General features: G+C 66.4%; 25 protein-coding genes. 14 read left to right on the top strand and 11 right to left on the bottom strand.

Annotated elements, in window-relative coordinates:
* Positions 1–32: 32 nt before the first annotated feature.
* Positions 33–659, bottom strand: a complete 627-nt coding sequence (locus EGM71_RS19520; protein WP_188486529.1) for a YiiX/YebB-like N1pC/P60 family cysteine hydrolase — start codon at positions 657–659, stop codon at positions 33–35.
* 81 nt (positions 660–740) lie between these two features.
* Between EGM71_RS19520 and EGM71_RS19515 the strand changes: the two genes are divergently transcribed.
* Entirely contained in the window at positions 741–1,268 is a 528-nt protein-coding gene (locus EGM71_RS19515; protein ID WP_188486527.1) for a hypothetical protein, read from the top strand.
* A gap of 19 nt (positions 1,269–1,287) precedes the next feature.
* Here EGM71_RS19515 and EGM71_RS19510 read toward each other — a convergent pair whose 3' ends face one another.
* Genes EGM71_RS19510 through EGM71_RS19500 form a run of 3 tightly spaced genes read right to left on the bottom strand, consistent with a single transcriptional unit; the run spans position 1,288 to position 3,949 of the window.
* Positions 1,288–1,974 carry a VOC family protein gene (locus EGM71_RS19510; RefSeq protein WP_188486525.1) on the bottom strand — a complete coding sequence of 229 codons (687 nt, stop codon included), beginning with the start codon at positions 1,972–1,974 and terminating at the stop codon, positions 1,288–1,290.
* A gap of 54 nt (positions 1,975–2,028) precedes the next feature.
* Positions 2,029–3,108, bottom strand: coding sequence for an alpha/beta hydrolase family protein (locus EGM71_RS19505; RefSeq protein WP_188486523.1), 1,080 nt, complete (start codon positions 3,106–3,108; stop codon positions 2,029–2,031).
* A gap of 13 nt (positions 3,109–3,121) precedes the next feature.
* The gene (locus tag EGM71_RS19500; RefSeq protein ID WP_188486521.1) at positions 3,122–3,949 is read right to left on the bottom strand and encodes an AraC family transcriptional regulator; all 828 of its coding nucleotides are present in this window, start codon (positions 3,947–3,949) and stop codon (positions 3,122–3,124) included.
* A 189-nt stretch (positions 3,950–4,138) separates the two neighbouring features.
* On the opposite strand from EGM71_RS19500, the gene EGM71_RS19495 reads away from it, so the two are divergent.
* The 3 genes from EGM71_RS19495 (at position 4,139) to EGM71_RS19485 (ending at position 8,452) form a co-directional block, all read left to right on the top strand.
* Positions 4,139–4,522, top strand: coding sequence for a hypothetical protein (locus EGM71_RS19495; RefSeq protein WP_223224509.1), 384 nt, complete (start codon positions 4,139–4,141; stop codon positions 4,520–4,522).
* A 226-nt stretch (positions 4,523–4,748) separates the two neighbouring features.
* On the top strand, positions 4,749–7,151 hold the full coding sequence (locus tag EGM71_RS19490) for a TonB-dependent receptor plug domain-containing protein (protein WP_188486517.1): 2,403 nt from the start codon (positions 4,749–4,751) through the stop codon (positions 7,149–7,151).
* Complete coding sequence (locus EGM71_RS19485) at positions 7,151–8,452, top strand: aminotransferase class V-fold PLP-dependent enzyme (RefSeq protein WP_188486515.1); 1,302 nt, start codon at positions 7,151–7,153, stop codon at positions 8,450–8,452. The genes EGM71_RS19490 and EGM71_RS19485 overlap by 1 nt, the downstream gene beginning before the upstream one ends.
* A gap of 107 nt (positions 8,453–8,559) precedes the next feature.
* On the opposite strand, the gene EGM71_RS19480 is transcribed toward EGM71_RS19485, so the two are convergent.
* The 4 genes from EGM71_RS19480 to EGM71_RS19465 are packed head-to-tail and all read right to left on the bottom strand — an operon-like array spanning position 8,560 to position 12,432.
* A complete protein-coding gene (locus tag EGM71_RS19480; protein WP_188486513.1) occupies positions 8,560–10,074 on the bottom strand; it encodes a PLP-dependent aminotransferase family protein in 1,515 nt (504 codons plus the stop codon).
* 9 nt (positions 10,075–10,083) lie between these two features.
* Complete coding sequence (locus EGM71_RS19475) at positions 10,084–10,683, bottom strand: DUF6436 domain-containing protein (RefSeq protein WP_188486511.1); 600 nt, start codon at positions 10,681–10,683, stop codon at positions 10,084–10,086.
* Complete coding sequence (locus EGM71_RS19470) at positions 10,683–10,961, bottom strand: hypothetical protein (RefSeq protein ID WP_223224508.1); 279 nt, start codon at positions 10,959–10,961, stop codon at positions 10,683–10,685. Before EGM71_RS19470 ends, EGM71_RS19475 begins: the two co-directional genes overlap by 1 nt.
* 55 nt (positions 10,962–11,016) lie before the next feature.
* The gene (locus tag EGM71_RS19465; protein ID WP_188486509.1) at positions 11,017–12,432 is read right to left on the bottom strand and encodes a PLP-dependent aminotransferase family protein; all 1,416 of its coding nucleotides are present in this window, start codon (positions 12,430–12,432) and stop codon (positions 11,017–11,019) included.
* Positions 12,433–12,615: 183 nt separating this feature from the next.
* Here EGM71_RS19465 and cyoA point away from each other — a divergent pair, with 183 nt between their 5' ends.
* From cyoA to EGM71_RS19440, 5 genes are read left to right on the top strand one after another with little or no spacing between them, the layout of a single operon-like run.
* Positions 12,616–13,521, top strand: coding sequence for a ubiquinol oxidase subunit II (gene cyoA / locus EGM71_RS19460; protein WP_188486507.1), 906 nt, complete (start codon positions 12,616–12,618; stop codon positions 13,519–13,521).
* Positions 13,522–13,526: 5 nt separating this feature from the next.
* Complete coding sequence (gene cyoB / locus EGM71_RS19455; RefSeq protein ID WP_188486505.1) at positions 13,527–15,503, top strand: cytochrome o ubiquinol oxidase subunit I; 1,977 nt, start codon at positions 13,527–13,529, stop codon at positions 15,501–15,503.
* Positions 15,500–16,135 carry a cytochrome o ubiquinol oxidase subunit III gene (cyoC, locus tag EGM71_RS19450; RefSeq protein WP_005414759.1) on the top strand — a complete coding sequence of 212 codons (636 nt, stop codon included), beginning with the start codon at positions 15,500–15,502 and terminating at the stop codon, positions 16,133–16,135. The genes cyoB and cyoC overlap by 4 nt, the downstream gene beginning before the upstream one ends.
* Position 16,136: 1 nt before the next feature.
* A complete protein-coding gene (gene cyoD, locus EGM71_RS19445; protein ID WP_006399830.1) occupies positions 16,137–16,469 on the top strand; it encodes a cytochrome o ubiquinol oxidase subunit IV in 333 nt (110 codons plus the stop codon).
* Positions 16,470–16,480: 11 nt separating this feature from the next.
* Entirely contained in the window at positions 16,481–17,161 is a 681-nt protein-coding gene (locus EGM71_RS19440) for an SCO family protein (protein ID WP_188486503.1), read from the top strand.
* Between the two features lie 143 nt (positions 17,162–17,304).
* Here EGM71_RS19440 and EGM71_RS19435 read toward each other — a convergent pair whose 3' ends face one another.
* A complete protein-coding gene (locus tag EGM71_RS19435) occupies positions 17,305–17,883 on the bottom strand; it encodes a hypothetical protein (RefSeq protein WP_014038800.1) in 579 nt (192 codons plus the stop codon).
* Entirely contained in the window at positions 17,883–19,649 is a 1,767-nt protein-coding gene (locus EGM71_RS19430; RefSeq protein WP_014038799.1) for a S8 family serine peptidase, read from the bottom strand. The genes EGM71_RS19435 and EGM71_RS19430 overlap by 1 nt, the downstream gene beginning before the upstream one ends.
* A gap of 252 nt (positions 19,650–19,901) precedes the next feature.
* On the opposite strand from EGM71_RS19430, the gene EGM71_RS19425 reads away from it, so the two are divergent.
* The 4 genes from EGM71_RS19425 (at position 19,902) to EGM71_RS19410 (ending at position 22,920) form a co-directional block, all read left to right on the top strand.
* Positions 19,902–20,312, top strand: a complete 411-nt coding sequence (locus EGM71_RS19425; RefSeq protein WP_223224506.1) for a hypothetical protein — start codon at positions 19,902–19,904, stop codon at positions 20,310–20,312.
* A gap of 108 nt (positions 20,313–20,420) precedes the next feature.
* Positions 20,421–20,861, top strand: a complete 441-nt coding sequence (locus EGM71_RS19420; protein WP_188486499.1) for a DUF2231 domain-containing protein — start codon at positions 20,421–20,423, stop codon at positions 20,859–20,861.
* On the top strand, positions 20,854–22,164 hold the full coding sequence (locus EGM71_RS19415) for a PQQ-dependent sugar dehydrogenase (protein ID WP_188486497.1): 1,311 nt from the start codon (positions 20,854–20,856) through the stop codon (positions 22,162–22,164). The genes EGM71_RS19420 and EGM71_RS19415 overlap by 8 nt, the downstream gene beginning before the upstream one ends.
* 75 nt (positions 22,165–22,239) lie before the next feature.
* A complete protein-coding gene (locus tag EGM71_RS19410; protein ID WP_188486495.1) occupies positions 22,240–22,920 on the top strand; it encodes a hypothetical protein in 681 nt (226 codons plus the stop codon).
* Positions 22,921–22,985: 65 nt separating this feature from the next.
* On the opposite strand, the gene EGM71_RS19405 is transcribed toward EGM71_RS19410, so the two are convergent.
* Positions 22,986–23,642 carry an exopolysaccharide biosynthesis protein gene (locus EGM71_RS19405; RefSeq protein WP_188486494.1) on the bottom strand — a complete coding sequence of 219 codons (657 nt, stop codon included), beginning with the start codon at positions 23,640–23,642 and terminating at the stop codon, positions 22,986–22,988.
* 149 nt (positions 23,643–23,791) lie between these two features.
* Here EGM71_RS19405 and yidA point away from each other — a divergent pair, with 149 nt between their 5' ends.
* Complete coding sequence (gene yidA, locus EGM71_RS19400) at positions 23,792–24,625, top strand: sugar-phosphatase (RefSeq protein WP_188486492.1); 834 nt, start codon at positions 23,792–23,794, stop codon at positions 24,623–24,625.
* The last annotated feature ends 143 nt before the right edge of the window (positions 24,626–24,768 follow it).

The following is a 24,768-nucleotide window of genomic DNA, read 5'->3' as shown; positions in this document are numbered from 1 at the left end:
CTGGCGAAGCCCCGCCCTGTGCGGGGCTTCGCTTATTCCAGCACGCCGATACGTTGCAGCACCGGTGCTGCCGACATGTCGTTCGGATTGGTGCCGGGCTGATCCTGCGGCACCTCCATGCCCATGCCGCGGTAAAGATCGACCCAGTGCTGGGCGATCTCGCCGGTCTGCGGGTTGCGGAAGTTCATCGGTTGCAGTGCGAACATGTGGTGCGCACGGAACGCACGCTCGATGAAGTCCGAGCAGTAGTAGCTGTCCTCGTTCAACACGTATGACGTGTTGTACGGTTTGCCCAGCATCGTGCGCGCGGTCGCAACCGCATCCCTGATGGCGGACTGCTGCGGCGCGCGCAGGCGATAGACCACGATCTGCCGCTGCTTTGCGCGCGCGTCCTGGCGGAAATCGGACAGCGACTGCCGGCGCGATCCTTTCTCATCAGCGTGCAACACCTCCCAGCCCTTCGGCGCGGAGGCGATCAGCGCGACATGATCGAAGCTGGTCGACCCCTGCTTGCCGGTGGCATCGTCGATGGCTGCGCTGAGGCCGCTGCGGCCGGCGGTGACGAACAGCAGATCGCCCTCGTGGAGGTCGACGGCCAGTGCCACGGCCGGCCACAGGGCGGGCAACAGCAGGCCGATCAGGAGCAGAAGGCGGTGCATGGCAGTCTCGGGCAGGCGGGATGCCGGAATTGTAGGGGGCGCGGTAGCATGGGGCGACCGGACCGGATTCAGGATGAGCCCATGTGTCGATACCGCTCTGCCGCAGTGCTGATGCTCGCCTGTGGCGTGGCACTGGTTGCCTGCGCGCCGGCGCCGCAGGCACCGCCCGCCGAGGCCACGCCTGTCACGCCGCCGCCGCCCAGAGCCGCGCCAGCGACCACCGCTGCAACGGTGGAGCCCGCGCCGGTCCCTGCCCGCAGCGAATGCCCCTACCCGGAATTCGATGCGTTCCTGAAGCATTTCGGCAACGAGATCACGCTGCAGGAGAAGGCCACTGCCGATCCGCTGCTGGACAGCTACATCGATGCCGAGGCCGAGCCGGAACCGCGCAAGGTGGAAAGCCGTCTGGCGCTGGCCGATGTCGAGTGGCCGGTGATGCCCGATCCTGCCGCCTTGGCCGGGCAGGGCCGCGAGATGCAGGTCAGCACGCTGGCCGACGGGCAGCGACAGGTACAGATCCGCACGCCAGACAGCAGCGATCAGCAGACCTACACCTTCGCGCAGTCGCCCTGCTGGATGCTGGTCAAGCGTGAGGATGAGTCGATCTGAGACGGCAGCGGATCAGCGGTCACTGACGGGGCGCTGGTGATGAAGACACCCGCCAACCCAATGCAACGTCTTCCACAACGCCCGGGCCAGCCACATCGCTGATCTGCAGCAGCAGCCCCTGCGCATTGGGCAGGTCTTTCTGTTCCGGGAACCAGGTGCGATCAGCGGCGACCACGATCAGCAGGCCTTCGTCGTCGCCCATCGGTGCGAACTGCGGCGAAGGCGGGCTGATCGGTTGCAGGCCGAAACGTTGACTGGACTGTTCGCGCACCGCGTCGACATCGCGGCTGGGCAGGCCGACTTCGCTCAGGCAGGCCAGTTCGCTGCCATGGAAGGCGCCGCCGCGCGCGCTGGCTGGCAAGCGGCGGCGGCCGATCAGTTCCAGGATCAGGCCGTCCGGGCCGGTGAAGTACACCGACTGCGACTGCCAGCTGCTTTCCAGCGCGAAGTAATCCAGTCCTGCCGGGTTGCGCTGTAGTGGCGTACGCTCGCGCAGCCAGGCCATCGCCTCGCTGAAGCGGTTGTCCGGCACGTTGAAGGCCAGATGCACGCCACCGACCGGACGCCCTGCCGCAGGCTGCAGTTCGATCGTGCTCCAGCCGATGTGCACATGGTTGCCGACCACGCGCTGCTGCAGCACATCGCGGAAGTACGCGGCCACGGTGGCGACATCGGATACCGGCAGAGTGAGGTGCAGCAGGCGCATGATCGATCCTCCCTGGACGCATCCACTGTAGCGCCGGGCCACGCCCGGTCGCCACTAGCGCAGGGAGTGGGCGAAGAACTGCAGCGCTGCGTCCACCGCCAGCGCGTGGGTCTGGGTCTTCGGCACTGACGTGGTGCACAGCTCTGGCAACCGCTGCTGTCCTGCCGGAGTGCACGCGGCCAGGAAGTCGTAATGGCCCACATCGGGCAGGCGTTGCAGCTCCGTGCCCGGCATCACCGCGTGCATGGCCTCGCCATTGCTCTGTGGAGGTGCAACCGCGTCCGCTTCGCCCAGCACGATCGATACCGACTGCCGCAACGAGGACAGCTGCTCGGGCGCAAAGGCCTGCACGATTGCTGGCGCCAGCAGGAATACTGCGCGCACGCCGGGGATCGTGCGCGATTCATTGGCGCGGGAGATCCATGGCGACAGTTCCGGCGAGCCTGCAGCGGCAATACGGGCCTCCATCGTGTGCGTGGCGGCCTCCTGCTGGGGCCGGCAGACACCGTCATACGGATGCGCGGTGCAGAAGGACAGCAGTCGTTGCAGGTCCGGTCGTGCACCGGCGGCCAGCAGCGCGGTGTAGCCACCGGCGGAGAATCCGGCGACACCCAGCCGCTCGGCGTCGACGTGGGGACCGAGCACGGGATCCGCCTGTACTGCCACCAGCGCGGCGCGCAGATCATCCGCGCGCAGCCAGGTCAGCACGCTGCCGGGCAGGGTCATCGTGTCGGCACCGTTGTTGCCCGGATGATCGACTGCGATCACCAGGTAGCCCGCCCGTGCCAACGCGGTGCCCAGCCAGCCCATCATGCGCGCGCTGCCGCCGTTGCCATGCGAGATCAGCAGGGTCGGCAGGCGATCACCCGCCACCGGCGCATCCATTGCGGCACGTCCTATGTCGAACAGCGGCGCATCGGGTGGTCCGAGGGTCAGCGCGGTTTCACGGCTGCCGGTCAGTGCCGGGTACCAGGCCGTGTAGCGCAGGGTGTCGCGGTGCTGCGCATCGCGCACGGCGGCGCTGGCCACCGACGTGGTGCCATGCCGCTCGCCGGCCGCTTGGGATTCGCGGGCAGTGGCGGTGGTCGCCAGGCACATCAGCATCATTCCCATCACAGTGGCTTTCATGCGCATCCTCAACTCCTTGTCAGCGTGGGCGTTCGTTCACCGGCAACAAGATCTCCACGCCGCCGTTGCCGGTGTGCTCGTCGAAGCGGGTGTCGTAGCGCTCCAGATCGGGTGCGTTGGCCAGGCTGAGGCCGGAGCCTGGCAGGTAATGATCCAGCAGCCAGAACCAGGTCGAGCGGATGGCTGATATGTGCCCGCCGTGCCAGGCCACAAGATAGCGACGCGCCGGCACGTCCACCCGTTGCCAATGCGCCGGCACGGTCGGCAGCGCGCTGGCGGGCAGTGCGGCAATGTAATCGAAGCCGCCATCGTCGTCGCTGTTGCAGCACACACCGAAGCTGATTGGAGCGGGCGTCGGCCATTCGCGGTTGAGCTGCGCCCATTGGCCGGGAATCGCGCCGCCACTGTCGCGGGTATGCCGCATGCCGATGCCCGCCACCTGGAAAGCGGGCGTGTCGAGCAGCTGCGGCGCTTCGCCGCAGGGCGCCGGCGCATCGTCCACGCGGATCGCCTGTACCAGGGCCAGGCCATCGGTGCCCTGTTCGCGTACGTGCTCCGGTGTCTGCCCGAATTGTTCGTTGAAGGCACGGGTGAACGCGGCGTGGGTGGTATAGCCGGCTCCCAGCGCGACCTGCAGGATATCCCCCGCCCCGGTGGCCAACCGCTGCGCGGCAGCGGTCAGGCGCCGTCCCCGCAGATAGCGCACCACCGAGGTGCCAGTGCGGGCCTGGAACAGGCGTGACAGATGGAACGGCGACAGCCCCGCTGCGGCGGCGATATCGGCCAGCGCCAATGGCTGGTCCGCATGGGTTTCGATGTACCACAACGCCTTGCCTGCCGCGCTCATCCTGCCGTTCCCCGAATCCGATGCCGGGCACAGTAGCGGATCGGCAGGCGTGGCGTTTAGCAGTTCTTGCGCTGCCGGGGCTTTGCGTGTGCCTGCGTACCGGCAACAATGCGCGCTTCATGGACGTTATGGGGACAGGAAAATGCGATCGACGACGTGGGATGCCAGGCCAGCGGAGCCAAGCCCATGATGGAACTGGTACTTGTCTACCTGGTGCTGCCCGCGGTGCTGACACTGGCCTTGCTGGTGCTGATGGTGAAGCGCGCGTCGCGCTGGAAGGGCAATCCCTGGCTTTACCGCGCCGGCTTCGCGTTCCTGGCCGGGTTGCTGTCACCCACGTTGCTGATGGGCGGTCACGGTGGGCTGCCTGGCCCGACCATCGGTGGACTGGTGATGGTGCTGGCGCGGTTGGAATGGATCGGTGACCTGCGTGCCAGCTTCATCGGTTTTGGCAGCAAGGACTTCGGGTTCCTGTCCGCTCCCTTCCTGGTGGTGTTCGTCCTCGCGATGTTCGTCCCGCTGCGAACGGCACGGCCGGCACGCTTCGGCTTCGACGACGAGAGCAACGGCTGACGCGGTGTGCGCGGCCATGAAGGGCCGGGTGTCCGTCGGCATTCCCCATCCACGCATGGCGTGGATCTACGGATGGGCCCTGGCAGGGGCCAACCATGGTCGGCGCATCAAGCTGTCGTACTGACGTCATGCCTCCTTCACACATCGGGCCGAGACTGCGCGCCTTGTCCAGGCCTGTTGTGTCCGCACAGGTGCTGGCCCTGTCGCGTCCTCCCGGAGCCCTGCCGTGCATCGTTCGAAGCTTTCGCGTTCCATCCTCCTTGCCCTTTCCATGGCCAGCGCAGGAGGCGCGATCGCAGAGGAGGCCGATGCGGTCGATGCCGCAGGCGGCAGCCGCACCGCACCCACCCAGCTCGACGCGATGCTGGTCACCGGCACCCGCGCGTCCAACCGCACCCAGTTCGAAACGCTGGCGCCGGTGGACGTGTTCACCAAGGAAGACATCAGGTCCGTCGAATCCACGGATCTGAAAGACGTGCTGGCCCAGCTGGTGCCATCGTTCGTGGTGCAGCGGCTGCCGATGGCAGATGGCCAGGTGTTCGTGCGTCCGGCGACGCTGCGTGGCCTGTCGCCGGACCAGACCCTGGTGCTGGTCAACGGTCGCCGCTTCCATCGCAGCGCGCTGCTCGGCAACCGTGGTGCACAGGCCGCTGATCTGGCACAGATTCCCACCAGTGCGATCAAGCGCATCGAGGTGCTGCGTGATGGTGCGTCGGCGCAATACGGCTCGGACGCCATCGCCGGTGTCATCAACATCATCCTCGAGGATGGTCCGGGCACCGAGATCACCGCCGGCTATTCGCAGTACGCGCAGGGCGACGGTGCCTCGCGCGACTTCAGTGCGCGCACCGGCTGGTCGTTGGGTGACTATGGCAGCCTGGTGCTGTTCGCCGAATCGTCCAACTCCGACGCTACCTCGCGCACGCGCCAGCGCCCGGACGCGATCGCCTTCCAGGCTGCACATCCGGAGCTGGACGTGCCCAATCCGGTGCAGCGCTGGGGCCAGCCGGAACTGGAAAGCCGCCGCGTCGGCTTCAACGTGAAGGCCAATGCCAGCGATACGCTGGAGCTCTATGCCTTCGGCCTGTACAGCCACAGCGATGGCGTCAGTGATTTCAACTGGCGCAACCCGGACACCACCACCGGCGCGTATCGCACCACCGCCATCTTCCCGGGCTGGAACCTGCGCTCGCTGTATCCGGTCGGCTTCAGCCCGCAGTACGGCAACGTCCAGAACGACCTGCAGCTGGTCGGTGGCCTGCGCGGCAAGATCACGCCGAAGCTGCGCTGGGATGTCAGCGCCTCGTATGGCCGCAACGCCATCGACTACAGCTTGAAGAACTCGATCAATGCCTCGCTCGGCCCGGCCAGCCCGACCGACTTCGATCTCGGCCGCCTGACCCAGACCGAGAAGAACGCCAACGCCGACTTCAACTACGAGTGGGACGTGGGCGCGCTGTCCAAGCCGATCAACGTCGCCTTCGGTGGCGAGTTCCGCCAGGAGACCTACCAGGTACGCGCCGGTGACCCGGCCTCGTACGCAGTGGGTCCGGGCGCGGCCGCGGGCCTGGAAGCCAACTCCAACGGTGCGCCGGGCTTCTCGGCCAGCCAGGCCGGGCAGTGGAGCCAGCGCAGCAAGGCCGCCTACGTGGACATGGAAGTACCGCTGGGCGAGCGCTGGAGCATCGGTGCAGCCAGCCGCTACGAGGACTTCTCCAGCTTCGGCAGCACGCTGGACGGCAAGCTCTCGGCGCGCTTCGCGATCACCCCGGACGTAGCCCTGCGCGGTACGGTGTCCACCGGCTTCCGCGCACCGACCCCGGCGCAGCTCAACACCACCAGCACCACCCAGGGGTTGGATACGCGCACGCTGCAGATCTTCACCAGTGGCCGCCTGTCGCCGAACGACCCGCTGGCGCAGCTGCTCGGTGCCAGGCCGCTGAAGCCGGAAGAATCGCGTACCGCGTCGCTGGGCCTGACCTGGCGCACCGACCTGGGCCTGTCCGGCTCGGTGGATGTCTACCAGATCAAGCTCACCGACCGCTTCAGCCAGTCGGCCAGTTTCGCCATTCCGGCCGGTACGCCCAATCCGCTGGGCTATACCTCGGTGAACTACTTCACCAACGACTTCGATACCACCACCACCGGCGTGGACGTGGTCGGCAACTACCTGCACGACCTTGGCGCCGGTCGCATGACGCTGACCCTGGCCTACAACTACAACCGCACCCGCGTGGACAACGGCAGCACCTCGGTGGCCACCAATGAGACCCAGCGCGTGCTGTTCGAAGATCGCCTGCCCGAGCACAAGGGCAGCCTGACCGGCAGCTGGGATGTCGGCGCCTGGTCGCTGATGGCACGCATGCGCTACTACGGTGCCTGGACCGACTCCAGTGGCAATGCGGTGGGCGATATCTACCAGCGCTTCGGTGCGATGAGCTTCCTCGATCTGGCCGTTGGCTATCGCATCAACGAACACCACAGCCTGCGCGTCGGCGCCGACAACGTGCTCGATCGCTACCCGGACGAGGCGGTGTTCCAGGCCAGCCGCGGCCTGGTCTACTCGCGCAACGCGCCGTATGACACCGACGGCGCCAACCTGTACGCACAGTACCGGCTGAGCTTCTGATGGACCCGACCCGTCGCTCCCTGTTGCGTGCCGGCACCCTGCTGCCGGCCGCAGCCGCACTGTCTTCACTGCCGGCCATGGCTGCCACGCGTTACGCTGCGCCCATGCAGATTCCCGCAACGACCGCGGCACCGGATGTGCTGGCCCGCGATGAAGGCTACTGGGCCACCGTGGCCAGCCACTTCGACATCACCGATGAAGTGAACCACCTGGAGAACGGCTACTGGGGCGCGATGGGCCGCGAGACGCTGGCCAGCTACCAGCGCCATACCGCTGAAGTGAACCGTGGCAACGCCTGGTACGGCCGTCGTGAGTTCCCGGCACAGTACATGGCGGTGCAGCGGCAGGTGGCCGAACTGCTGGGCGTGGGCGCCGACGAGATCGCACTGACCCGTGGCGCCACCGAGGCGATGCTGGCGCTGATCGGCGGCTACAACCGCCTGCAGCCCGGCGACCAGGTGCTGTACGCCGACATCGACTACGACAGCATGATCGGCGCGATGCGCTGGTTGCAGCAGCGCCGTGGCGTGCAGGTCGAGCGCATCGCGCTGCCGGCAGTGCCCGATCACGCGCAGATCCTGCAGGCCTACGAGGCCGCGTTCGCGCGCTTGCCACGCCTGAAACTGGTGCTGCTGACCCAGGTCAGCCATCGCCATGGGCTGGTGCTGCCGGTGGCCGAGATCGCCGAGCGTGCACGCGCACGGGGTATCGACGTGATTGTCGATGCGGCGCACGGCTTTGGCCAGATCGACTACGCGGTGCCGCAGCTCAAGGCCGATTTCGTTGGCATCAACCTGCACAAGTGGATTGGCGCACCGGTCGGCGTCGGCGCGATGTACGTGCGCAGGAGCCGCGTTGCGGATCTCGACCCGTACATGGGCGAGACCGACGACGGCCGCGTGGGCAGCCGCGTACACACCGGCACGGTCAACTTCGCCGCCTACCTGGCGCTGCCGGAAGCGATCGCGCTGCACCAGCGCATCGGCGCGGCCAACAAGCAGGCGCGCCTGCGCTACCTGCGTGAGCGCTGGACGCTGCCAGCGCGGCAGATGGCGCACATCGAAGTGCTGTCTTCGCCCGATCCGGCGCTGGCCAGCGCTCTGGCCAGCTTCCGCCTGCGCGGGCGCACCAGCGTGGCTGACAACGTCGCGCTGCAGAAGCGTCTGCTGGACGAGCATCGTGTGTTCACCACCCATCGCGACGGGTTGGACACCGGCGCCTGCGTACGGGTGACGCCGTCGGTGTTCACCCGGCCGGAGCAGATGGATGCGCTGGTGCAGGCGCTGGTGGCATTGGGGTAGTGCCGGCCGCTGGCCGGCAACCTCCTGATCCGTGCATGCCGTTGCCGGCCAGCGGCCGGCACTACCAGGTCCAGCGCACATCCACGCCCCGCGTGGATGCTCCCCGCCTACCGCTCGATCGCGGGCAACGCGTCCGACAACAACAACCGGTCAATCCGCCGCAACGCGCTCTCCAGCTGCCGGCGATCCGCTGCCAGCCCCAGCGACAGCCGCACGCCGTTCTGATGCTGCACCCCCGGCGGGCAGAACGCCGATGAAGGAGCGATGGCCAGCCCCTGCAGCTGCGCGGTCCGCACCAGCGTGGCGTCGGTCCATGGCACTGGCACCCGGCACCAGGCATGCAGGCCTTCGGCACGCAGCAGCAGCGAAGGCGCCAGCAGGTAGCGCGCCATGCGCATGCGCTCGCGCGCCTCGATGCGCACCTGCGCCAGCAGCGATTGCGCCGAGCCATCCAGCAGCAACTGGCTGGCCAGCGCCGACACCAGCGGGTGCCCCATCAGCCGGGTGGCCCGCAGGGCCGATGCCATTGCTTCGGCGTGCGTGGCACTTGGACAGCGCACGAAGGCGGTGCGCAGGCCGGGGCTGATCACCTTCGACAACGTCGCCACATGGAACACATGACGCGGTGCCAGTGTTGCCAGTGGTATCGGCGTGTTCTCGGCAAGGTGCCAGTACGGATCGTCTTCGATCGCCAACAGGCCTTCGCTCTCCAGTACACGCGCCAGCGCTTCGCGCCGCTGCAACGACAACGTCAGCGCGGTCGGGTTCTGGCAGGTGGGGTTGAGATAGACCAGCCGCGTGCCACTCCCGCGCGCCTGCCGCACCAGCGCCTCGGGGCACATGCCGTGTTCGTCGCCGTCCACCGGCACCAGCCGCCGCCCAAGCGCCCCCGCGGCCTGCAGCAGCCCTGGGTAGACCAGCGTGTCGCACAGGATCGCGTCGCCATCGCGGCCCTGGCTGAGCAGGATCGCGGCCAGCGCCACCTGCGCACCCTCGGTCAGCAGCAGGCAGGCATCGTCCACCGCGCCCAACATCGGCTGCAACCAGCGTGCCGCCGCGTGGCGATCGGTCGGATTGCCGCCGCCCAGGTGATAGGTCATCAGGTTCGGCGCGTTGCTGCGCGCAAGCACGGCGGCCGCACCACGCCGCAGCGTTTCGGCCAGCGCATCGGCGTCGGGTACCGGCGGTACGTTCATGCTCAGGTCCACCACCTGGTCGAAGCCGGCCTTGGGCGGTGCGATGAAACTGCCCTGCGGTCCACGCGCTTCGATCAGGCCGCGCTTGCGCGCTTCGTCGAATGCCCGCGTTACCGTGGTCAGGTCGACGCCGAGCTGCTGCGCCAACGCGCGCTGTGAGGGCAGGCGTTGCCCCGGTGCAAGACCACCGCGGCGCACCGTGCGCTCCAGCGAATTGACGATGCGCAGATAGATCGGCCCGTTGTGCGCGAGTACGTCCTGCACCCATTCGCGGGCTGCGACATCCGGTCGCGGCATGTACGGAGCATGTCGGGGCGTATCGTTGCTTTCAACGGCGGGAGCCTGTCCATAACCATCGGTCGGTTCGGACAGGTGACCGCCGTTGTTGTTTGCGGCGGCCACGCCGGCCAGCGTCAGTGATGTCATTGCGCGTCCTCAGCGCTTGGCCTGCCAGGGGCAGTAGCAGCCCACGGCAAGCAGTCCTTTCGGGCGCACGGTTTCGCCGCGCACCAGTTTGTCCAGCAGTGGTTCGACGAAGCTGTTGGCTGAGTTGCAGACCATGCCGATGCTGTACGGGCCGGCGTAGGCGAGGTGGCCCTGGCGATCCCAGATCGCGACAGCGGGGCTGGCCGGAATGTGCTCGATGCCCTCGATGGTGGGCAGGTTGATCACCTTGTCGCGCAGCGGCTTGGGCAGCTCGCCCTGGGTACCCGGGCGGCGGATCGCATAGAAGTCGATGCCGGCGCGGCGGTACATGCTGATCAGGTAGCTCAGGTGCGCACCGGTTTCGCGGTTGCAGACCGCACAGGCCGGGTCCCAGAAATGCACCACGCGGATGCGGCCGGTGTCACCGGCCAGATCGGCCGGCAGGCGCAGCTGCGAGTCGTCGAAGACGATGGCCTGTTCGGTGAACGTGGATTGCGCGCTATAGCCGAAGTACTGCCACAGCGCGGCCGCGACGCCGGCCATGAACAGGCAGGCGAGGGCGATCATCATCGGCAGCAGCCAGCGGCGGCGCGGCGCGGCTGCGCCCATCAGGACGCGTCCCCGCCGAACTTATGCACGTACTGCTTGCGCATCTCGCGGCAGGAATCAGCCTGTGCGCGACGCTGGATCTCGCTACGCGACGGATCCTCGCTGCGCTGCATGCATTGCTCGATGGCGTGGCGTTCGGCGGCCTGTACATCCACGGTCTGCGGCTGCAGGCAGACCCAGGCCAGCGCGGCCAGCATCAGCACCACAAAGCCGCCACAGCCGGCCATCACCAGGTGGAACTTCAGTTTCTCGGCGCGCATCGCGGCACGTCCCTTCATCCATACATTGCATACAAAATATCATCTTGTATGGATAAAGCGCCATGCGCCCCGTTCAGACGATGGCGTTGTGCCGGGCCTCGGGAGCTTCAGACAGGATCTCGTTCAGCTTGGCCAGCGCCCCGGCCAGCGCACCCTGGTCGACCGCGCCGCCCAGTGACAGGCGGATGGCGTTGCCCGGTGGCGGCTCTTCCACGCTGAAGGCATCGGAGCTGGCGATGCCCAGCCCCTGCTCCTGTGCGGCCTGGATCAGCCGATACTGGTCCAGCCGCGGCGGCAGTGGCAGCCACACGTGCAGGCCGGCCGGGTGTGCCTGGGCACGGGCCGGCAGATAACGGGCGGCAATCGCCTGGCGCTCGCGCAGCTCCTGCTGGAAGCGCTGCACCATGTCCTGGGCCTGGCCGCCGCGGATCCACTGCGAGGCCACCGCCACCATCGACTGGGTCGGCATCAGCGCGATCGCGCGCAGCGCGTCCAGCACCGGTTCCATCGGCTCGCCGGCCGGCACCACCAGGTAGGCGGTGCGCAGGCCCGGCGCCAGGCACTTGGACAGGGTGGAGATGTAATAGACCGGACAGCCGGCGTCGCGGTGTGCGGCCAGCGGCGGCGCGGCGTCTCCGGCCAGCAACCAGTAGGGATCGTCTTCGATCACGGTCAGATCGTGGCGCTTCGCGACCGCCAGCAGGGCCTGCCTGCGTTGTGCCGACATCGTCGCCGTGGTCGGGTTCTGGATGGTCGGCACCAGGTACAGCAGGCGCGGGCGGCGTAGCTGGCAGGCCTCCTCCAGTGCGTCGGGGAGCATGCCTTCGGCGTCCATCGCCACTGGCACCACGCCCCGCTGCAGCACGCGCGCGGCGGCCAGCAGGCCCGGGTAGGTCAGCTGCTCGGCGGCAATCAGCTCGCCCGGCTGGGTGCGGGCCAGGATCAGCGCGCACAGCGCGGTCTGCGCGCCGGGGCAGATCACCACCTGGTCGGCGCCGACCGTGCCCAGCATCGGGGCCAACCATTGCACGGCGGCGGCGCGGTCCTCGCGGGTGCCCGCGCCGACGTGGTAGCTCATCAGTTCGCCCTGGCCCAGCTGCTGGCCGACGTGCTGGAAACCGGACTCCATGCCCTGCGCGAACGGCGCGCTGCCCAGCAGCGGCGGGATGTTCATGCTCAGGTCCACCGAGGTGCTGCGGTTGCCGGCCGACAGCGCGATGAAGGTGCCGCCGGCGCCCTGCGCATCGAGCAGGCCGGCCTGGCGCAGCTCGGCGAAGGCGCGGGTGACCGTGGTCAGGTCCACGCCCACCTGCTGGGCCAGGTCGCGCTGCGGCGGCAGCCGGTCGCCCGGGCGCAGCACGCCGTCATCCACTGCCTCGCGCACCTGCTGGGCAATCTGCAGGTACAGCGGGCCGGCGCCCTCGCGGAAGGGGCGAACCCAGGTGCGATTGGGGTGTTTCAGGCGGCGGCCGGCGGCAGGTGGCGTCATCGGTCAGGCTTTTCCATACGTGCAGGTGCACAAGTCCATACAATGATGTATCTTGTATGGGCTTGATTGGAGTGGTTCGCCCTCTTGTAGGCGACCTCGTACCCACAGTGTAGCCGCTCCACGCCCGGGCGCTGCGCGCAGGCGAGCCGGTCAAGCGCGCTTCTTCAACAGGGTTGACCTCCAATGAATATCTGCTGGAACCGCATCCGCCTGGCGCTGGTCGCCCTGGCCTGCGTCGGCCTGTCGGGCTGTGACTGGGTGCTGCTGGATTCGAAGGGCATGGTCGGGCTCGCCCAGCGCGACCTGATCCTGATCTGCATCGGCGTGATGCTGATCGTGGTGATACCGGCCATCGTGCTGACCTTCGTGTTCGCCTGGCGCTTCCGTGCCGGCAACACCAAAGCGAAATACACGCCGGACTGGTCGCACTCCACCAAGGTGGAGATCGTGGTCTGGGGCGTGCCGCTGCTGATCATTGCCGGCCTGGCGGTGATCGTGTGGAAGTCGACCCACGAACTGGACCCGTACAAGCCGCTGGACGTGGCCGGTGAACCGCTGCACGTGGATGTGATCGCCACCGACTGGAAGTGGGTGTTCGTGTACCCGGACCTGGGCATCGCCACGGTCAACCAGCTCAACTTCCCGGCCAACCGCCCGCTGGCGTTCAACATCACCTCCAACTCGACGATGAATACCTTCTTCATCCCGCAGCTGGGTGGGCAGATCTACGCGATGGCCGGCATGCGCACGCAGCTGCACCTGATCGCCAACGAGCCCGGCCAGTTCCGTGGCATGTCCGGCAACTACAGCGGGCATGGCTTCTCGAACATGAAGTTCATCGCCACCGCCAGCAGCAACGAAGACTTCGAGCGCTGGGTGGCCGAGGTGCGCAGCGCACCACAGACGCTGGATTTCAACCAGTTCAAGGCGCTGGCCGCACCGTCGAAGAACGCGCCGGTGCAGCACTTCTCCAGTGTTGAACCGCTGCTGTTCAAGAAGGTCATCGACCAGTTCATCGGCGTCGGTGAGAACACCGCTGCTGCCACCCCGGCCGGTGCTGCCGGCGGTGCCCAGGTTTCCCAGGAGTAACGAACATGTTGGGTAAATTGACGTGGGAGGCCGTGCCACTGCACGAGCCGATCGTCGTGGTCACATTGGCAGCCATGGTGCTGGGTGGCCTCGCGCTGCTTGGCGCGGTGAGCTACTTCAAGCTGTGGGGCCCGCTCTGGCGTGACTGGTTCACCACCGTGGACCACAAGAAGATCGGCATCATGTATGTGGTGGTGGCGCTGGTCATGCTGGTGCGCGGCTTCGCCGACGCGCTGATGATGCGCGCGCAGCTGGCCGCGGCCGGGCCGGGCAGCGATGGCTTCCTGCCACCTGAGCACTACGACCAGATCTTCACCGCGCACGGCGTGATCATGATCTTCTTCGTGGCCACCCCGTTCGTGGTCGGCCTGATGAACATCATCGTGCCGCTGCAGATCGGCGCACGCGACATGGCGTTCCCGTTCCTCAACGCCTTCAGCTTCTGGATCTTCGTGGTCGGCGCAGCGCTGATGATGATCTCGCTCGGCGTTGGCGAGTTCGCCATGACCGGCTGGGTGGCCTATCCGCCGCTGTCGGGCATCGAGTTCAGTCCAGGGGTCGGTGTCGACTACTACATCTGGGCGTTGCAGGCCTCGGGCATCGGCACATTGCTGACCGGCGTCAACCTGTTCATCACCATCCTGCGCATGCGTGCGCCGGGCATGACCCTGATGAAGATGCCGGTGTTCACCTGGACCGTGCTGGTCACCAGCGTGATCATCATCGCCGCCTTCCCGATCCTGACCGTGGCGCTGGGTGCGCTCACCCTGGACCGCTACCTGGACTTCAACTTCTACACCAACACATTGGGCGGCAACCCGATGATGTACGTGAACCTGGTGTGGGCCTGGGGCCACCCGGAGGTGTACATCCTGGTGCTGCCGGCGTTCGGCATCTTCTCTGAAGTGACCGCCACCTTCGCGCGCAAGAAGCTGTTCGGCTACAAGTCGATGGTCGGTGCCACGCTGGCGATCGGCATCCTGTCGTTCATCGTCTGGCTGCACCACTTCTTCACCATGGGTTCCGGTGCCAGCGTCAATGCCTTCTTCGGCATCATGACGATGATCATCGCCATTCCCACCGGCGTGAAGATCTTTACCTGGCTGTTCACCATGTACGGCGGCCGCGTCGAGTTCAGCGTGCCGATGCTGTGGACCATCGCGTTCCTGGTCACCTTCACCATCGGTGGCATGACCGGCGTGCTGCTGGCCATCCCGGGCGCGGACTTCCTGCTGCACAACAGCCTGTTCCTGGTCGCCCACTTCCACAACACCATCATTGGCGGCGCGCTGTTCGGCTACCTGGCAGGCTTCGCCTACTGGTTCCCGAAGGTGTTCGGCTTCACCCTCAACGAGCGCCTGGGCAAGTGGTCGTTCGCGTGCTGGGTGATCGGCTTCTACCTGGCCTTCATGCCGCTGTACATGCTGGGCTTCATGGGCATGACCCGCCGCATGAACCAGTACGACAACCCGGCGTGGACGCCGTACCTGATCGCCGCCTTCATCGGTGCACTGTTCGTGTTCGCGGGCATCATCCTGATGCTGGTGCAGATCTACGTGAGCGTGCGCGACCGCAAGCGCAACCTGGACCTGACCGGCGACCCGTGGAATGCACGCACGCTGGAATGGGCCACGCCGTCGCCGCCGCCGTTCTACAACTTCGCCGTGGTGCCCAAGGCCGATGAGCTGGACGCCTTCCATGAGGCGAAGAAGCGTGGCCTGCCGCCGCCGCCGAAGAAGTACGCACCGATCCACATGCCGAAGAACACCGGCGTGCCGCTGATCCTCAACATCTGGATCCTGGTGCTGTGCTTCGCTCTGGTCTGGCACATCTGGTGGATGGCCGCGGCCAGCTTCATCGCGATGATCGTCACCCTGATCGTGCGGTCCTACGACGAGGACGTGGACTACTACGTCAGTTCCGAAGAGGTGGCGCGCACCGAAGCGGCCAGCCTGGCCAAGTTGAAGGAGGTACGCGCATGAACCTGTTGACCCGCCCGGAGCTGGCCAGCGACACGCAGGCGCACGAGGACCACCACGAACACGACCATGGCCACGAGCAGGGCGGCATGAAGGTGTTCGGCATGTGGGTCTACCTCATGTCCGACCTGGTGCTGTTCGGTTCGCTGTTCGCCTCGTACGCGGTGCTCAGCACCGCCTATGCCGGCGGCCCCACCGGCAAGGAGCTGTTCTCGCTGCCGTTCGTGATGGCCGAGACCTTCCTGCTGCTGGTCTCCAGCATCACCTACGGCCAGGCCGTGCTGGCGATGCATCGCCACGACACCTCGGCGGTGCTGCGCTGGCTGGGCGTGACCTTCGTGCTCGGTGCCTCGTTCATCGGCATGGAGATCTACGAGTTCTCGCACCTGATCCACGAAGGCGCGGGCCCGAGCACCAGTGCCTACCTGTCGGCGTTCTTCGCGCTGGTTGCCACCCACGGCCTGCACGTGGCCAGCGGCCTGATCTGGATGGCGGTGGTCATGCACCAGGTCTACCGCCGTGGCCTGACCCCGACCAACATCACCCGTGTTTCGTGCCTGAGCCTGTTCTGGCACTTCCTGGACCTGGTGTGGATCTGCGTCTTCACCTTCGTCTACCTGATCGGAGCCTTCTGACATGGCCCACGTCGAAACCTCGCGCGCCGGCAATGCGCACGGCTCCACCAAGTCCTACCTGATCGGCTTCGTGCTGTGCGCGCTGCTGACCGTGGTGCCGTTCGCGCTGGTGATGAACCCGGTGCTGTCGCGGCCGCTCACGTTGTTCCTGCTGGTCGGCTTCGCGGTGGCGCAGATCCTGGTGCAGCTGGTCTATTTCCTGCACATGGACCGCAAGTCCGAAGGTGGCTGGAACCTGGCCAGCTTCGTGTTCACCCTGGTGATCCTGTTCATCGTCGTCGCACTGTCGGTCTGGATCATCTGGAGCATGCACTACCACATGATGATCAACTGAGCCTGCGAACCGTGAAAGGCATTGCGTTCCCCCATCGTGGCCTGCGGCTGGCCGCAGGCCTGCTGCTCGGCCTGCTGGCCGGCTGCAGTGCGCAGTCGCGCATGGACTTCTATTCGAAGGACATCGCCTGCGAAGAACTTGGCCAGCAGTGGTCGATGCCCGACAGCCACGGCACCGTGCGTGGCCCGAAGGATCTGCAGGGGCAGGTGACCTATCTGTTCTTCGGCTTCACCAGCTGTCCGGATGTGTGCCCGACCACGATGGTCGAGCTCAGCCAGGTGAAGCACCTGATGGGCAAGGATGCCGATCAGCTGCAGGTGATGTTTGTCAGCGTCGACCCGGCCCGCGACACGCCGGAGGTCGCGCGCACCTATGTGGAAGCGTTCGACCCCAAGGCGATCGCGCTGGTCGGCAACGAAGCACAGCTGGCAGCGATGGCCAGCGACTTCAAGGCGTTCTACGAAAAAGAGCCCGGCCAGGTACCGGATACCTACACCATGAGCCACATCGCCGGTGGCTACGTGTTCGACCGCCAGGGCCGCCTGCGCCTGTTCGCGCCGTACGGCATGCCGGTGGAAAAGCTGTTCTCGGACGTGCAGCGCCTGCTGCTCGAACCCGGCCACCCGGCCGCCGGCAACGACGCACTGGCCAGCTGCCACCTCAAGCACAGCGGCACACTCGCCGCGCGGTAATCCCGGGCCAAGCCCGGCTTGTGCCGACCCTTGGTCGCGCGCGCTACCCCGGTAGGTGTCGACCTTGGTCGACACGCACATCCTCCAGTAGCAATCCCCGGCCGGCCAGGAGAGCCAACCGGCCAGGGGCACCACTCAACGCCTTACTTGGTCTCTTCCCACTGCACCACGTCCGGCTCGGTCGCACGGATACCGGCGGTGGACAGCAGCTTGGTGCTCGCATCCAGTGCCGCGTTCACCGACGGGTACTCCACGATCGCCTGGCCCGAAGCCTTGGAAACCTTCACCACGGTGCCACCGGTGGCGGTTGCCGCGCGCTGGGCCGAGGCTGCATCGGTGAAGAACACCTTGACCCGCGACGTCGCCACCACCGGCGCTCCGTCACGGGAGACCGCTGCCGCGAACTTGCCGGCACCGGCATCAGCAGGCGCGGCCGCCGCACTATCCAGCGAACGCTTGGTGCGCGAACTGGTGGTCGCCGCCGCCTGCGGGGTGATCGTGAACTGACCGCCGCTGGCCTGCTTCACGGTGGTCGAGGGGGACAGCTGGAAGCGCGTGCCGCCCACATCGAACGAGCGGCCGGTAGCGGACGCCTTCAGTTCCTGCGCATCCACGGTCGACAGGGTCCTGGCCGGAGGGGTCTGCCCCGAGCTCTGTGCCCAGGCAGGGGAGGTCATCGCCGCGAAGGCGAGCGTGCTCAACAGAATGGTGGTCTTCATCATCAGTGCCCCAGAACGCGGATCTTGAAGAATTCGAGGTTGCCGCGCGATGCTGCGGTCGCGGCCTGCCCCATGTCGGTGACTTCCAGCGTCCAGGTGCCGCTGGCATTCTCATCCAGGAAGGCATTGCTGGACAGCAGGTCCCAGCTGGTGAAGTTGCTCTGCGCGCCACCCGTGCCCGAACCGATCGCGGTGAACGCCGGCTGCACCACGCTGCGGGTACCGCTGGGCGACACCAGCACGAACTGCAGCTGGCGCGTGTTGCGGTGGTTGACCCGGAAGCCCAGCTGCACGCTTTCGATGTTGCGCGCGCCGTTGGCCAACTGGAAGGTCAGGCGTGCGGCGGCGGCCGAGGTGTTGCCGATGGCCACGGTACGCGTGGTGTTGCGCCAGCCGCTGTCGACCAGCGGTCCCAGCGACTGGAAGTTCTCGGCGACCTGCACTGCACGCGCAGCGTTGACCACACCGAAGCCGTACCAGTTGCTGTAGGCACGGTTGGCGGCATTCACCGTCCAACCCGGCACCAGCGTGCGCCCGTCGGCCAGCGTCACCGCCGGCTGGTTCGGGTGGTTGCGGGTGGCGGTGGTGGCCAGGATGTACTTCACATCGCGATAGGACAGGTTCGGATTGGCTTCCAGCACCAGTGCCGCCACGCCCGAGACCATCGGCGCCGACGCCGAGGTGCCGTTCATCTTGGCGGTGTAGTTGCAGGTGCTGTCGATGGCCGACAGGTTGCTGTCCAGCGTGTTCTGGCGGTTGGTGTTCTTGTTGCTGCCCTGCGCGCACCCGGTCACGTCGGTGGTGACGATGGCCGGGTCGTACGCGCGTGCCACCAGGCCGGGGGCGTACTGGGCCTGCAGGCCGTACTCGCCGCCAAAGGCCGACACCCACAGGGCCGAGCCGGTGGAGGAGTACGACGAGCGCACGCCATCGGCGCGCACCGCGCCTACGGTGATCACGTTGAACAGGTTGTTGCGCGGATCGCGGCCGGCCGGCACGCAGCCGGTGTTGCGGTTCTTGGTGTCGGTGGTGCAGACATCCTGGGTCTGGCTGATCGAGGCATTGTTGAAGTTGTTGCCGGCCGACTTCACGTAGATGCCACCACGGCCACCGCGCGTACCCGACAGGGCCTGCTCATACGAACGAATCGTGTTTTCGCTGTACGCCAGCGGCAGGTTCGGATTGCCCGGCCCGGCGCCCCAGCTGTTGTTGAACACCTGCACGTCGGCCGATTCAGCACCATCCCACCAGGCGTACTCGATGTTGCTCTGCTGGTTGCCCAGGGCTGAGCGCGAGATCGGGTTGAAGCCCTTCAGCGTCGCCGCCGGGGCCACACCGCGTACGCCCAGGTTGTTGGCGCCCACCGCACCGGCGATGCCGCCGACCATGGTGCCGTGGTTGTCGACATCCGGGTTGGTCGGGGTCGGGTTGTTCGAACCGTTGGTGAAGTTCTTGCCGGCCACCGCCGCCACGTTGGCGGCCAGGTCCGGATGCGCGATCTGCAGGCCGTCATCGACGATGGCGATGGTGACGCCCTGGCCGCGGATGCCATTGCGGAACAGGCCATCCACGTTCAGATCGTTGCCGGCCACCGGTAGCGTGTCGGCTGGTACCGTCTGCCCGGTGTTGAGCAGGTGCCACTGGATGCCCGCCAGCGGATCGGCCTGTTGGGCCTGGGCGGTGGCGGCCAGGCTGCCCAGCACCAGGGCAGTGGCGAGGGCCAGGCGCGCGGAGCGCGGTGGCGCGGAGCGTTGCGTGTGTCGCTTCATACACGAATCCTTCTGTTGTGAATCGGCATGGCAGGACGGCGGGGCGGAACTGCCCCATCGCAACGAGCCAAACGCGACACAACGAACAACCCCCTACCTCTTCACACAAGCAATCTGCAGATGTGCCAATTGCGTCACAAACACTTAGTACGTCTGGTTATGACAGTGCGCACAAACATCTTCACGCCATCTTCGCGCGGTTGAATTTGAGTCGTGGGAAACAGGGAGAACTACTTGCAGATGACCACACACATGAAGAACGAACGGCAGCGCGGGCGTGCGCGCGCGGACCAGACCCCGCTCTCGGTTGCCGCCATCCGCAAAGTGGTGCTGGCCGTGCATACGCGCAGCCACGACTATGGCGACGATGCCGATATCGCCGAGTTGCTGCCCGAACTGGCAGCATTCGGCATCACCACGGTGAAACCGCTGCGCCTGCTGATGAAGAAGCACCGTCGCGCGCTGCTGCAGGAGGAACGGATCGTCATGCGACGCGCAGAGACGCTGCATCTGCGCACCGAATGGCGGCCCGGTGGCATAGACGTGCATGCCAACACCAGCCGCTACGCCATCGGCGGCCTGGTCCGCACCAGCATGGAACACGAATTCGGCTTCGAGACGATGCTGCCCTTCCACGAGGTGCGCGAGGACGAATCCACGTAGCGCGGTGCCTGCGCGGTGGGTGTGGCAGCCCCGCCGGGGCGTCATCGCGCGCCCTCACATCCTGCTGTGCTACTACAGCCCGTGCACCCTTCCGCACGGAGCACGATGATGGTCAATCCGCTCGCCCAGGCCCATCGCGGCCTCGGCACCACACTGTTCAGCCTGTTGAACCCGATACCTTTCGGCTTCTTCGTCGGCGCACTGATCTTCGACGCGATCTATCTCAACAGCGCCGAGGTGATGTGGGGCAAGGCCGCCGCCTGGCTGATCACCTTCGGCCTGCTGATCGCCATCGTGCCGCGCCTGATCAACCTGTTCGCGGTCTGGCGCCGCAACGGTACCGCCACCCGCATCGACCGCATCGACTTCTTCCTCAACCTGGTCGCGGTGGTGCTGGCCATCTGGAACGCCTTCGTGCACAGCCGCGATGCCTATGCCGTTGCAGTGCCGGGCACGATCCTGTCGGCGCTGACCGTGGCCCTGATCGCACTGGGCCTGATCCTGCTGTCGATGCAGCCGCCGGTGCTGCAGGGAGGTCGTCATGGCTAAGCACATCCTGCCCACCGTGGCCGCCCTGGCGCTGGCCGTGATGCTGTCGGCCTGTGCCGGCAAGGCCGAATACCATCCCGCTGACCAGTCCGGTGCACAACCGCCGTTGCCGGCACCGAAGAACTTCCTGATGCCGCCGATGCAGGTGCCCACGGGCGTCGGCTGGGCCGACGGCCAGTCGCCCACGGTGGCCGAGGGCCTGAAGATCGAACGCATCGCCGCCAACCTGCAGCATCCGCGGCGGCTGCTGACCCTGCCCAACGGCGATGTACTGGTGGTGGAAGGCAACGGCCCCGGCGAAGAACCGGTCACCACGCCCAAGCAGTGGATTGCCGGCAAGGTGAAGGCGCGCTCGGGCAAGGCCGGCAAGGGCGGCAACCGGGTCACCCTGCTGCGCCGCACGCCGGGCACGAACACCTGGACCCAGCACGTCTACATCGAGGGCCTGCACTCGCCATTCGGCATCCAACTGGTCGGTGACACGCTGTACGTGGCCAACACCGGCAACATCGTGCAGTACCACTACGTACCCGGTGAAACCCGCATGTCCGACAAGGGCCGCGAGTTCACTGACCTGCCCAGCACCATCAACCACCACTGGACCAAGGAACTGCTGGCCAGCCGTGACGGCAGCAAGCTGTACGTGGGCGTGGGCTCCAACAGCAACATCACCGAGAACGGCCTGGCCGTCGAATACCGCCGCGCGGTGGTGCTGGAAGTGGACGTGGCCACCCGTGGCAGCCGCATCTTTGCGTCGGGCATCCGCAACCCGACCGGGCTGGACTGGGAGCCGAGCACCGGCACGCTGTGGGCGGTTGCGAACGAGCGCGATGAGATCGGCGCCGACCTGGTACCTGATTACCTCACCTCGGTGAAGGAAGATGGCTTCTACGGCTGGCCCTACAGCTACTACGGCCAGCACGTGGACGAGCGCGTGCAGCCGCAGCGGCCGGACCTGGTGGCCAAGGCGATCGTGCCGGACTACGCCATCGGCTCGCACGTGGCGCCGCTGGGGTTGCTGTTCTACACCGGCCAGGCACTGCCGGCGCAGTACCACGGCGGCGCCTTCATCGGCGAGCACGGCAGCTGGGACCGCTCGCCGCTGAGCGGCTACGAAGTGGTCTACGTACCGTTCAAGGACGGCAAGCCGACCGGGCGGCCGCAGACCGTGGTCAGCGGCTTCGCCTCGAAGGACGAGAAGACCCTGATGGGTGCGCCGGTGGGCATGGCGATGGATGCCGAAGGCGCGCTGCTGGTGGCCGACGACGTGGGCGACGTGGTGTGGCGGGTGTCGGCACGATGAAGGCCGCTGGCCGGCACCGGATGACCCGATGCTGGTCATTTCGTTACGATGCTCCCCGTCGATAGGGAGCATCGTATGAAGTTGAATCATGAAACGTCCAACGTGGCCGCGTTCAGCAGGAACCTGGAACGCGAACTGGAGAACCTGGGTCATAGTGCCTACATCGCGCCAACCGACCATCAGGATGTTCGGCTGGGTGCGGACGTGCTTGCCTCAGATGGCCGGAACTTCTCGCTGATAGAGTTCAAGGATGAGAAGCGCGATGCAGCCACTGAAGCAAGAAAGCCGCGCAGGAAGAAGCTGTGCCGCCTCCTGGATGGGTGGTCTGACATCCATGCAAGCTGCCATCTGATCGGCTGGCGATCGACCCAGGGGGCCAATATCGAGTTTCCCGTGAGGAGCTACGGAACCTATGTCTGTACTCCCGAGATCATCCAACTTCCTCAGGCTGATATCACCTTCAGCAGCCCCATCTCCATCCAGTGCGAGACGGTCCAGGAGTTTGCACAGGCGATGGTGTCGCAGAAGGTCGGAATCGACTTTCAGGGTTTCAGGGACTACGTGCGCTGGCTGCTGTCACTGGATGATGACACCGACGATAAAGGCGAAAGTGACGTTGCCGACGACGTCGAACTGTTGATGTGTTGTGTCGTCGGCGGTGAGCTGTACACCAAGGAGTTCGCAAACCTCGCCGAACTCAAGCTCTGGATCGACAACGCGCCCGGCCCCAGCCCGCGTAGAACCTTTGTGATGTGATGTGACGTGCGTCCGCGCCCACCGTGGCGCGGCCTTGCGCGTATGCCCGACCCCGCAGCCGAGTATCAGTTTGAGTTGCCACGCAGCCCGCTGAACACCGACTCGGCAGCAAACCCCACGCCACCCAGCAGCACGCCGAAATACACCACCGTAGCCACCACGAAACCGTAACCGGCCGCCACCGCGGCACCATCGCGCTGGATGAAGCCAATCGCAAACGACATCAGGGCCAGCGCCGGCAAGGTATTGCTGAAGGGAATCGGCCCGGCCGGGGCCATCAGCAGCAGGGTTGCGAACACCAGCATCAGGTTGTTCAACCGCATCATCTTCTTCGAGCGCACCATCACCGCCAGCCGCATCGGCCGCGACAACCGCTCCATGCGGTGCACCCACTTCAGCGCACGGCCGAGGTTGGCCTTCAGCTTGTCGGTGGCGATCTCGCGGCGCGCCAGTTTCTGCGGCACCCACAGCGGGCGGTTGCGCACGCGGCTCAGGCCGATCAGCAGGATCGAGGCGCCAAATACGGTGCTCAGCCCGGGAATCGACACCGGGATGATGAAGATGGCCGAGAGCAGGATCACGATCAGCAGCAGGCCTTCATCGCCCAGCGCGCTGAGCAGGGTGCCGACGCGCACCTGGTCGCCGGGCAGCTCGTCGATCATCTGCTCGATCTGCTGGGCCAGGGGCGCGCTGTCATTGGTTTCGGGGGCACGGTAGGTCATGCGTCGCAAGGTTCTCCAGGGAAGGGCGGTCAATGGGCCGTCCTGCGGTGGGGGACGCACAGGCTCCCGCAGTATCCCGGCCAACGTGGGCAAAGAGGTGAACCGGGCATGAGGGGTTAAACTGGCGTGCCCCGCACGAGTTGAACGCAATGGACATGGGCCGCAGGCAATCGACCATCGAACTGGTCGCCATCGACATGGATGGCACCCTGCTGGACCCCAGCCACACGCTCACCGCGCGGGCCAAACAGGCGATCGCGCAGGCGCGCGCGCTGGGCGTGCACATCGTGCTGACCAGTGGCCGCCCGGTTCCGGGCCTGGAACCATTCCTGCACGAGCTGGGCATCACCGGCGACGACGACTACTGCATCGCCTGCAATGGTGGCCTGGTGCAGCGCATCGGTACGCGCGAAACCGTGGTCGAGTATCCGCTCAGCTTCGACGACTTCCTGTTCTGCGAGCAGGTGGCCCGCGACCTGGGCGTGCACTTCCAGGCGCTGGACAGCCAGCGCATGTACACGCCAAACCAGGACATCAGCTACTACACCGTGGCCGACTCGCATCTCTCGCGGATGCCGCTGTCGTATCGCCGCGTGGCCGACATGGACCCGTCGATGTCCTTCATCAAGCTGATGATGATCGACGCGCCGGACGTGCTGGATGCCGCCATCGCGCGCCTGCCCAGCGAGCTGACCGAGCGCTTCGCGGTACTGAAGAGCGCACCGTTCTTCCTGGAAGTGTTCGACCACCGCGCCGGCAAGGGGCCGAGCCTGCAGAAGCTGGCCGAGCACCTGGGCATCGACCGCGCCAACGTGATGGCCATCGGTGACCAGGAGAACGACCTGACCATGCTGCAGTACGCCGGTACCAGCGTGGCGATGGGCAATGCCATCGACGCGGTGAAGGCGGTGGCGCGGTTCGAGACCACCAGCAATGCAGACGAAGGCGTGGCGCGCGCGATCGAGCGTTTCGTTCTGCAGTAACCGCGCGCCCATCTGCCCTGGTAGGTGCCAACCCTGGTTGGCGCGCATGACACCCCGGTAGGTGCCAACCTTGGTTGGCACACATGAAGGGCAAGCACCGACCTATACCCACGTATAACCCACCCATCCCCATCGCCATCGGC

This window comes from Stenotrophomonas maltophilia (genome assembly GCF_006970445.1).
GTDB classification, from domain to species: domain Bacteria; phylum Pseudomonadota; class Gammaproteobacteria; order Xanthomonadales; family Xanthomonadaceae; genus Stenotrophomonas; species Stenotrophomonas maltophilia_AU.
This window is presented reverse-complemented; position numbering and strand designations above follow the sequence as displayed.

Bases quoted from the DNA above. Each gene is read 5' to 3' on its own strand.
- EGM71_RS19520 (WP_188486529.1), bottom strand. From the start codon at position 659: ATGCACCGCCTTCTGCTCCTGATCGGCCTGCTGTTGCCCGCCCTGTGG.
- EGM71_RS19515 (WP_188486527.1), top strand. From the start codon at position 741: ATGTGTCGATACCGCTCTGCCGCAGTGCTGATGCTCGCCTGTGGCGTG.
- EGM71_RS19510 (WP_188486525.1), bottom strand. From the start codon at position 1,974: ATGCGCCTGCTGCACCTCACTCTGCCGGTATCCGATGTCGCCACCGTG.
- EGM71_RS19505 (WP_188486523.1), bottom strand. From the start codon at position 3,108: ATGCGCATGAAAGCCACTGTGATGGGAATGATGCTGATGTGCCTGGCG.
- EGM71_RS19500 (WP_188486521.1), bottom strand. From the start codon at position 3,949: ATGAGCGCGGCAGGCAAGGCGTTGTGGTACATCGAAACCCATGCGGAC.
- EGM71_RS19495 (WP_223224509.1), top strand. From the start codon at position 4,139: ATGGAACTGGTACTTGTCTACCTGGTGCTGCCCGCGGTGCTGACACTG.
- EGM71_RS19485 (WP_188486515.1), top strand. From the start codon at position 7,151: ATGGACCCGACCCGTCGCTCCCTGTTGCGTGCCGGCACCCTGCTGCCG.
- EGM71_RS19480 (WP_188486513.1), bottom strand. From the start codon at position 10,074: ATGACATCACTGACGCTGGCCGGCGTGGCCGCCGCAAACAACAACGGC.
- EGM71_RS19475 (WP_188486511.1), bottom strand. From the start codon at position 10,683: ATGGGCGCAGCCGCGCCGCGCCGCCGCTGGCTGCTGCCGATGATGATC.
- EGM71_RS19470 (WP_223224508.1), bottom strand. From the start codon at position 10,961: ATGAAGGGACGTGCCGCGATGCGCGCCGAGAAACTGAAGTTCCACCTG.
- EGM71_RS19465 (WP_188486509.1), bottom strand. From the start codon at position 12,432: ATGACGCCACCTGCCGCCGGCCGCCGCCTGAAACACCCCAATCGCACC.
- cyoA (WP_188486507.1), top strand. From the start codon at position 12,616: ATGAATATCTGCTGGAACCGCATCCGCCTGGCGCTGGTCGCCCTGGCC.
- cyoB (WP_188486505.1), top strand. From the start codon at position 13,527: ATGTTGGGTAAATTGACGTGGGAGGCCGTGCCACTGCACGAGCCGATC.
- cyoC (WP_005414759.1), top strand. From the start codon at position 15,500: ATGAACCTGTTGACCCGCCCGGAGCTGGCCAGCGACACGCAGGCGCAC.
- cyoD (WP_006399830.1), top strand. From the start codon at position 16,137: ATGGCCCACGTCGAAACCTCGCGCGCCGGCAATGCGCACGGCTCCACC.
- EGM71_RS19435 (WP_014038800.1), bottom strand. From the start codon at position 17,883: ATGATGAAGACCACCATTCTGTTGAGCACGCTCGCCTTCGCGGCGATG.
- EGM71_RS19430 (WP_014038799.1), bottom strand. From the start codon at position 19,649: ATGAAGCGACACACGCAACGCTCCGCGCCACCGCGCTCCGCGCGCCTG.
- EGM71_RS19425 (WP_223224506.1), top strand. From the start codon at position 19,902: ATGAAGAACGAACGGCAGCGCGGGCGTGCGCGCGCGGACCAGACCCCG.
- EGM71_RS19420 (WP_188486499.1), top strand. From the start codon at position 20,421: ATGGTCAATCCGCTCGCCCAGGCCCATCGCGGCCTCGGCACCACACTG.
- EGM71_RS19415 (WP_188486497.1), top strand. From the start codon at position 20,854: ATGGCTAAGCACATCCTGCCCACCGTGGCCGCCCTGGCGCTGGCCGTG.
- EGM71_RS19410 (WP_188486495.1), top strand. From the start codon at position 22,240: ATGAAGTTGAATCATGAAACGTCCAACGTGGCCGCGTTCAGCAGGAAC.
- EGM71_RS19405 (WP_188486494.1), bottom strand. From the start codon at position 23,642: ATGACCTACCGTGCCCCCGAAACCAATGACAGCGCGCCCCTGGCCCAG.
- yidA (WP_188486492.1), top strand. From the start codon at position 23,792: ATGGACATGGGCCGCAGGCAATCGACCATCGAACTGGTCGCCATCGAC.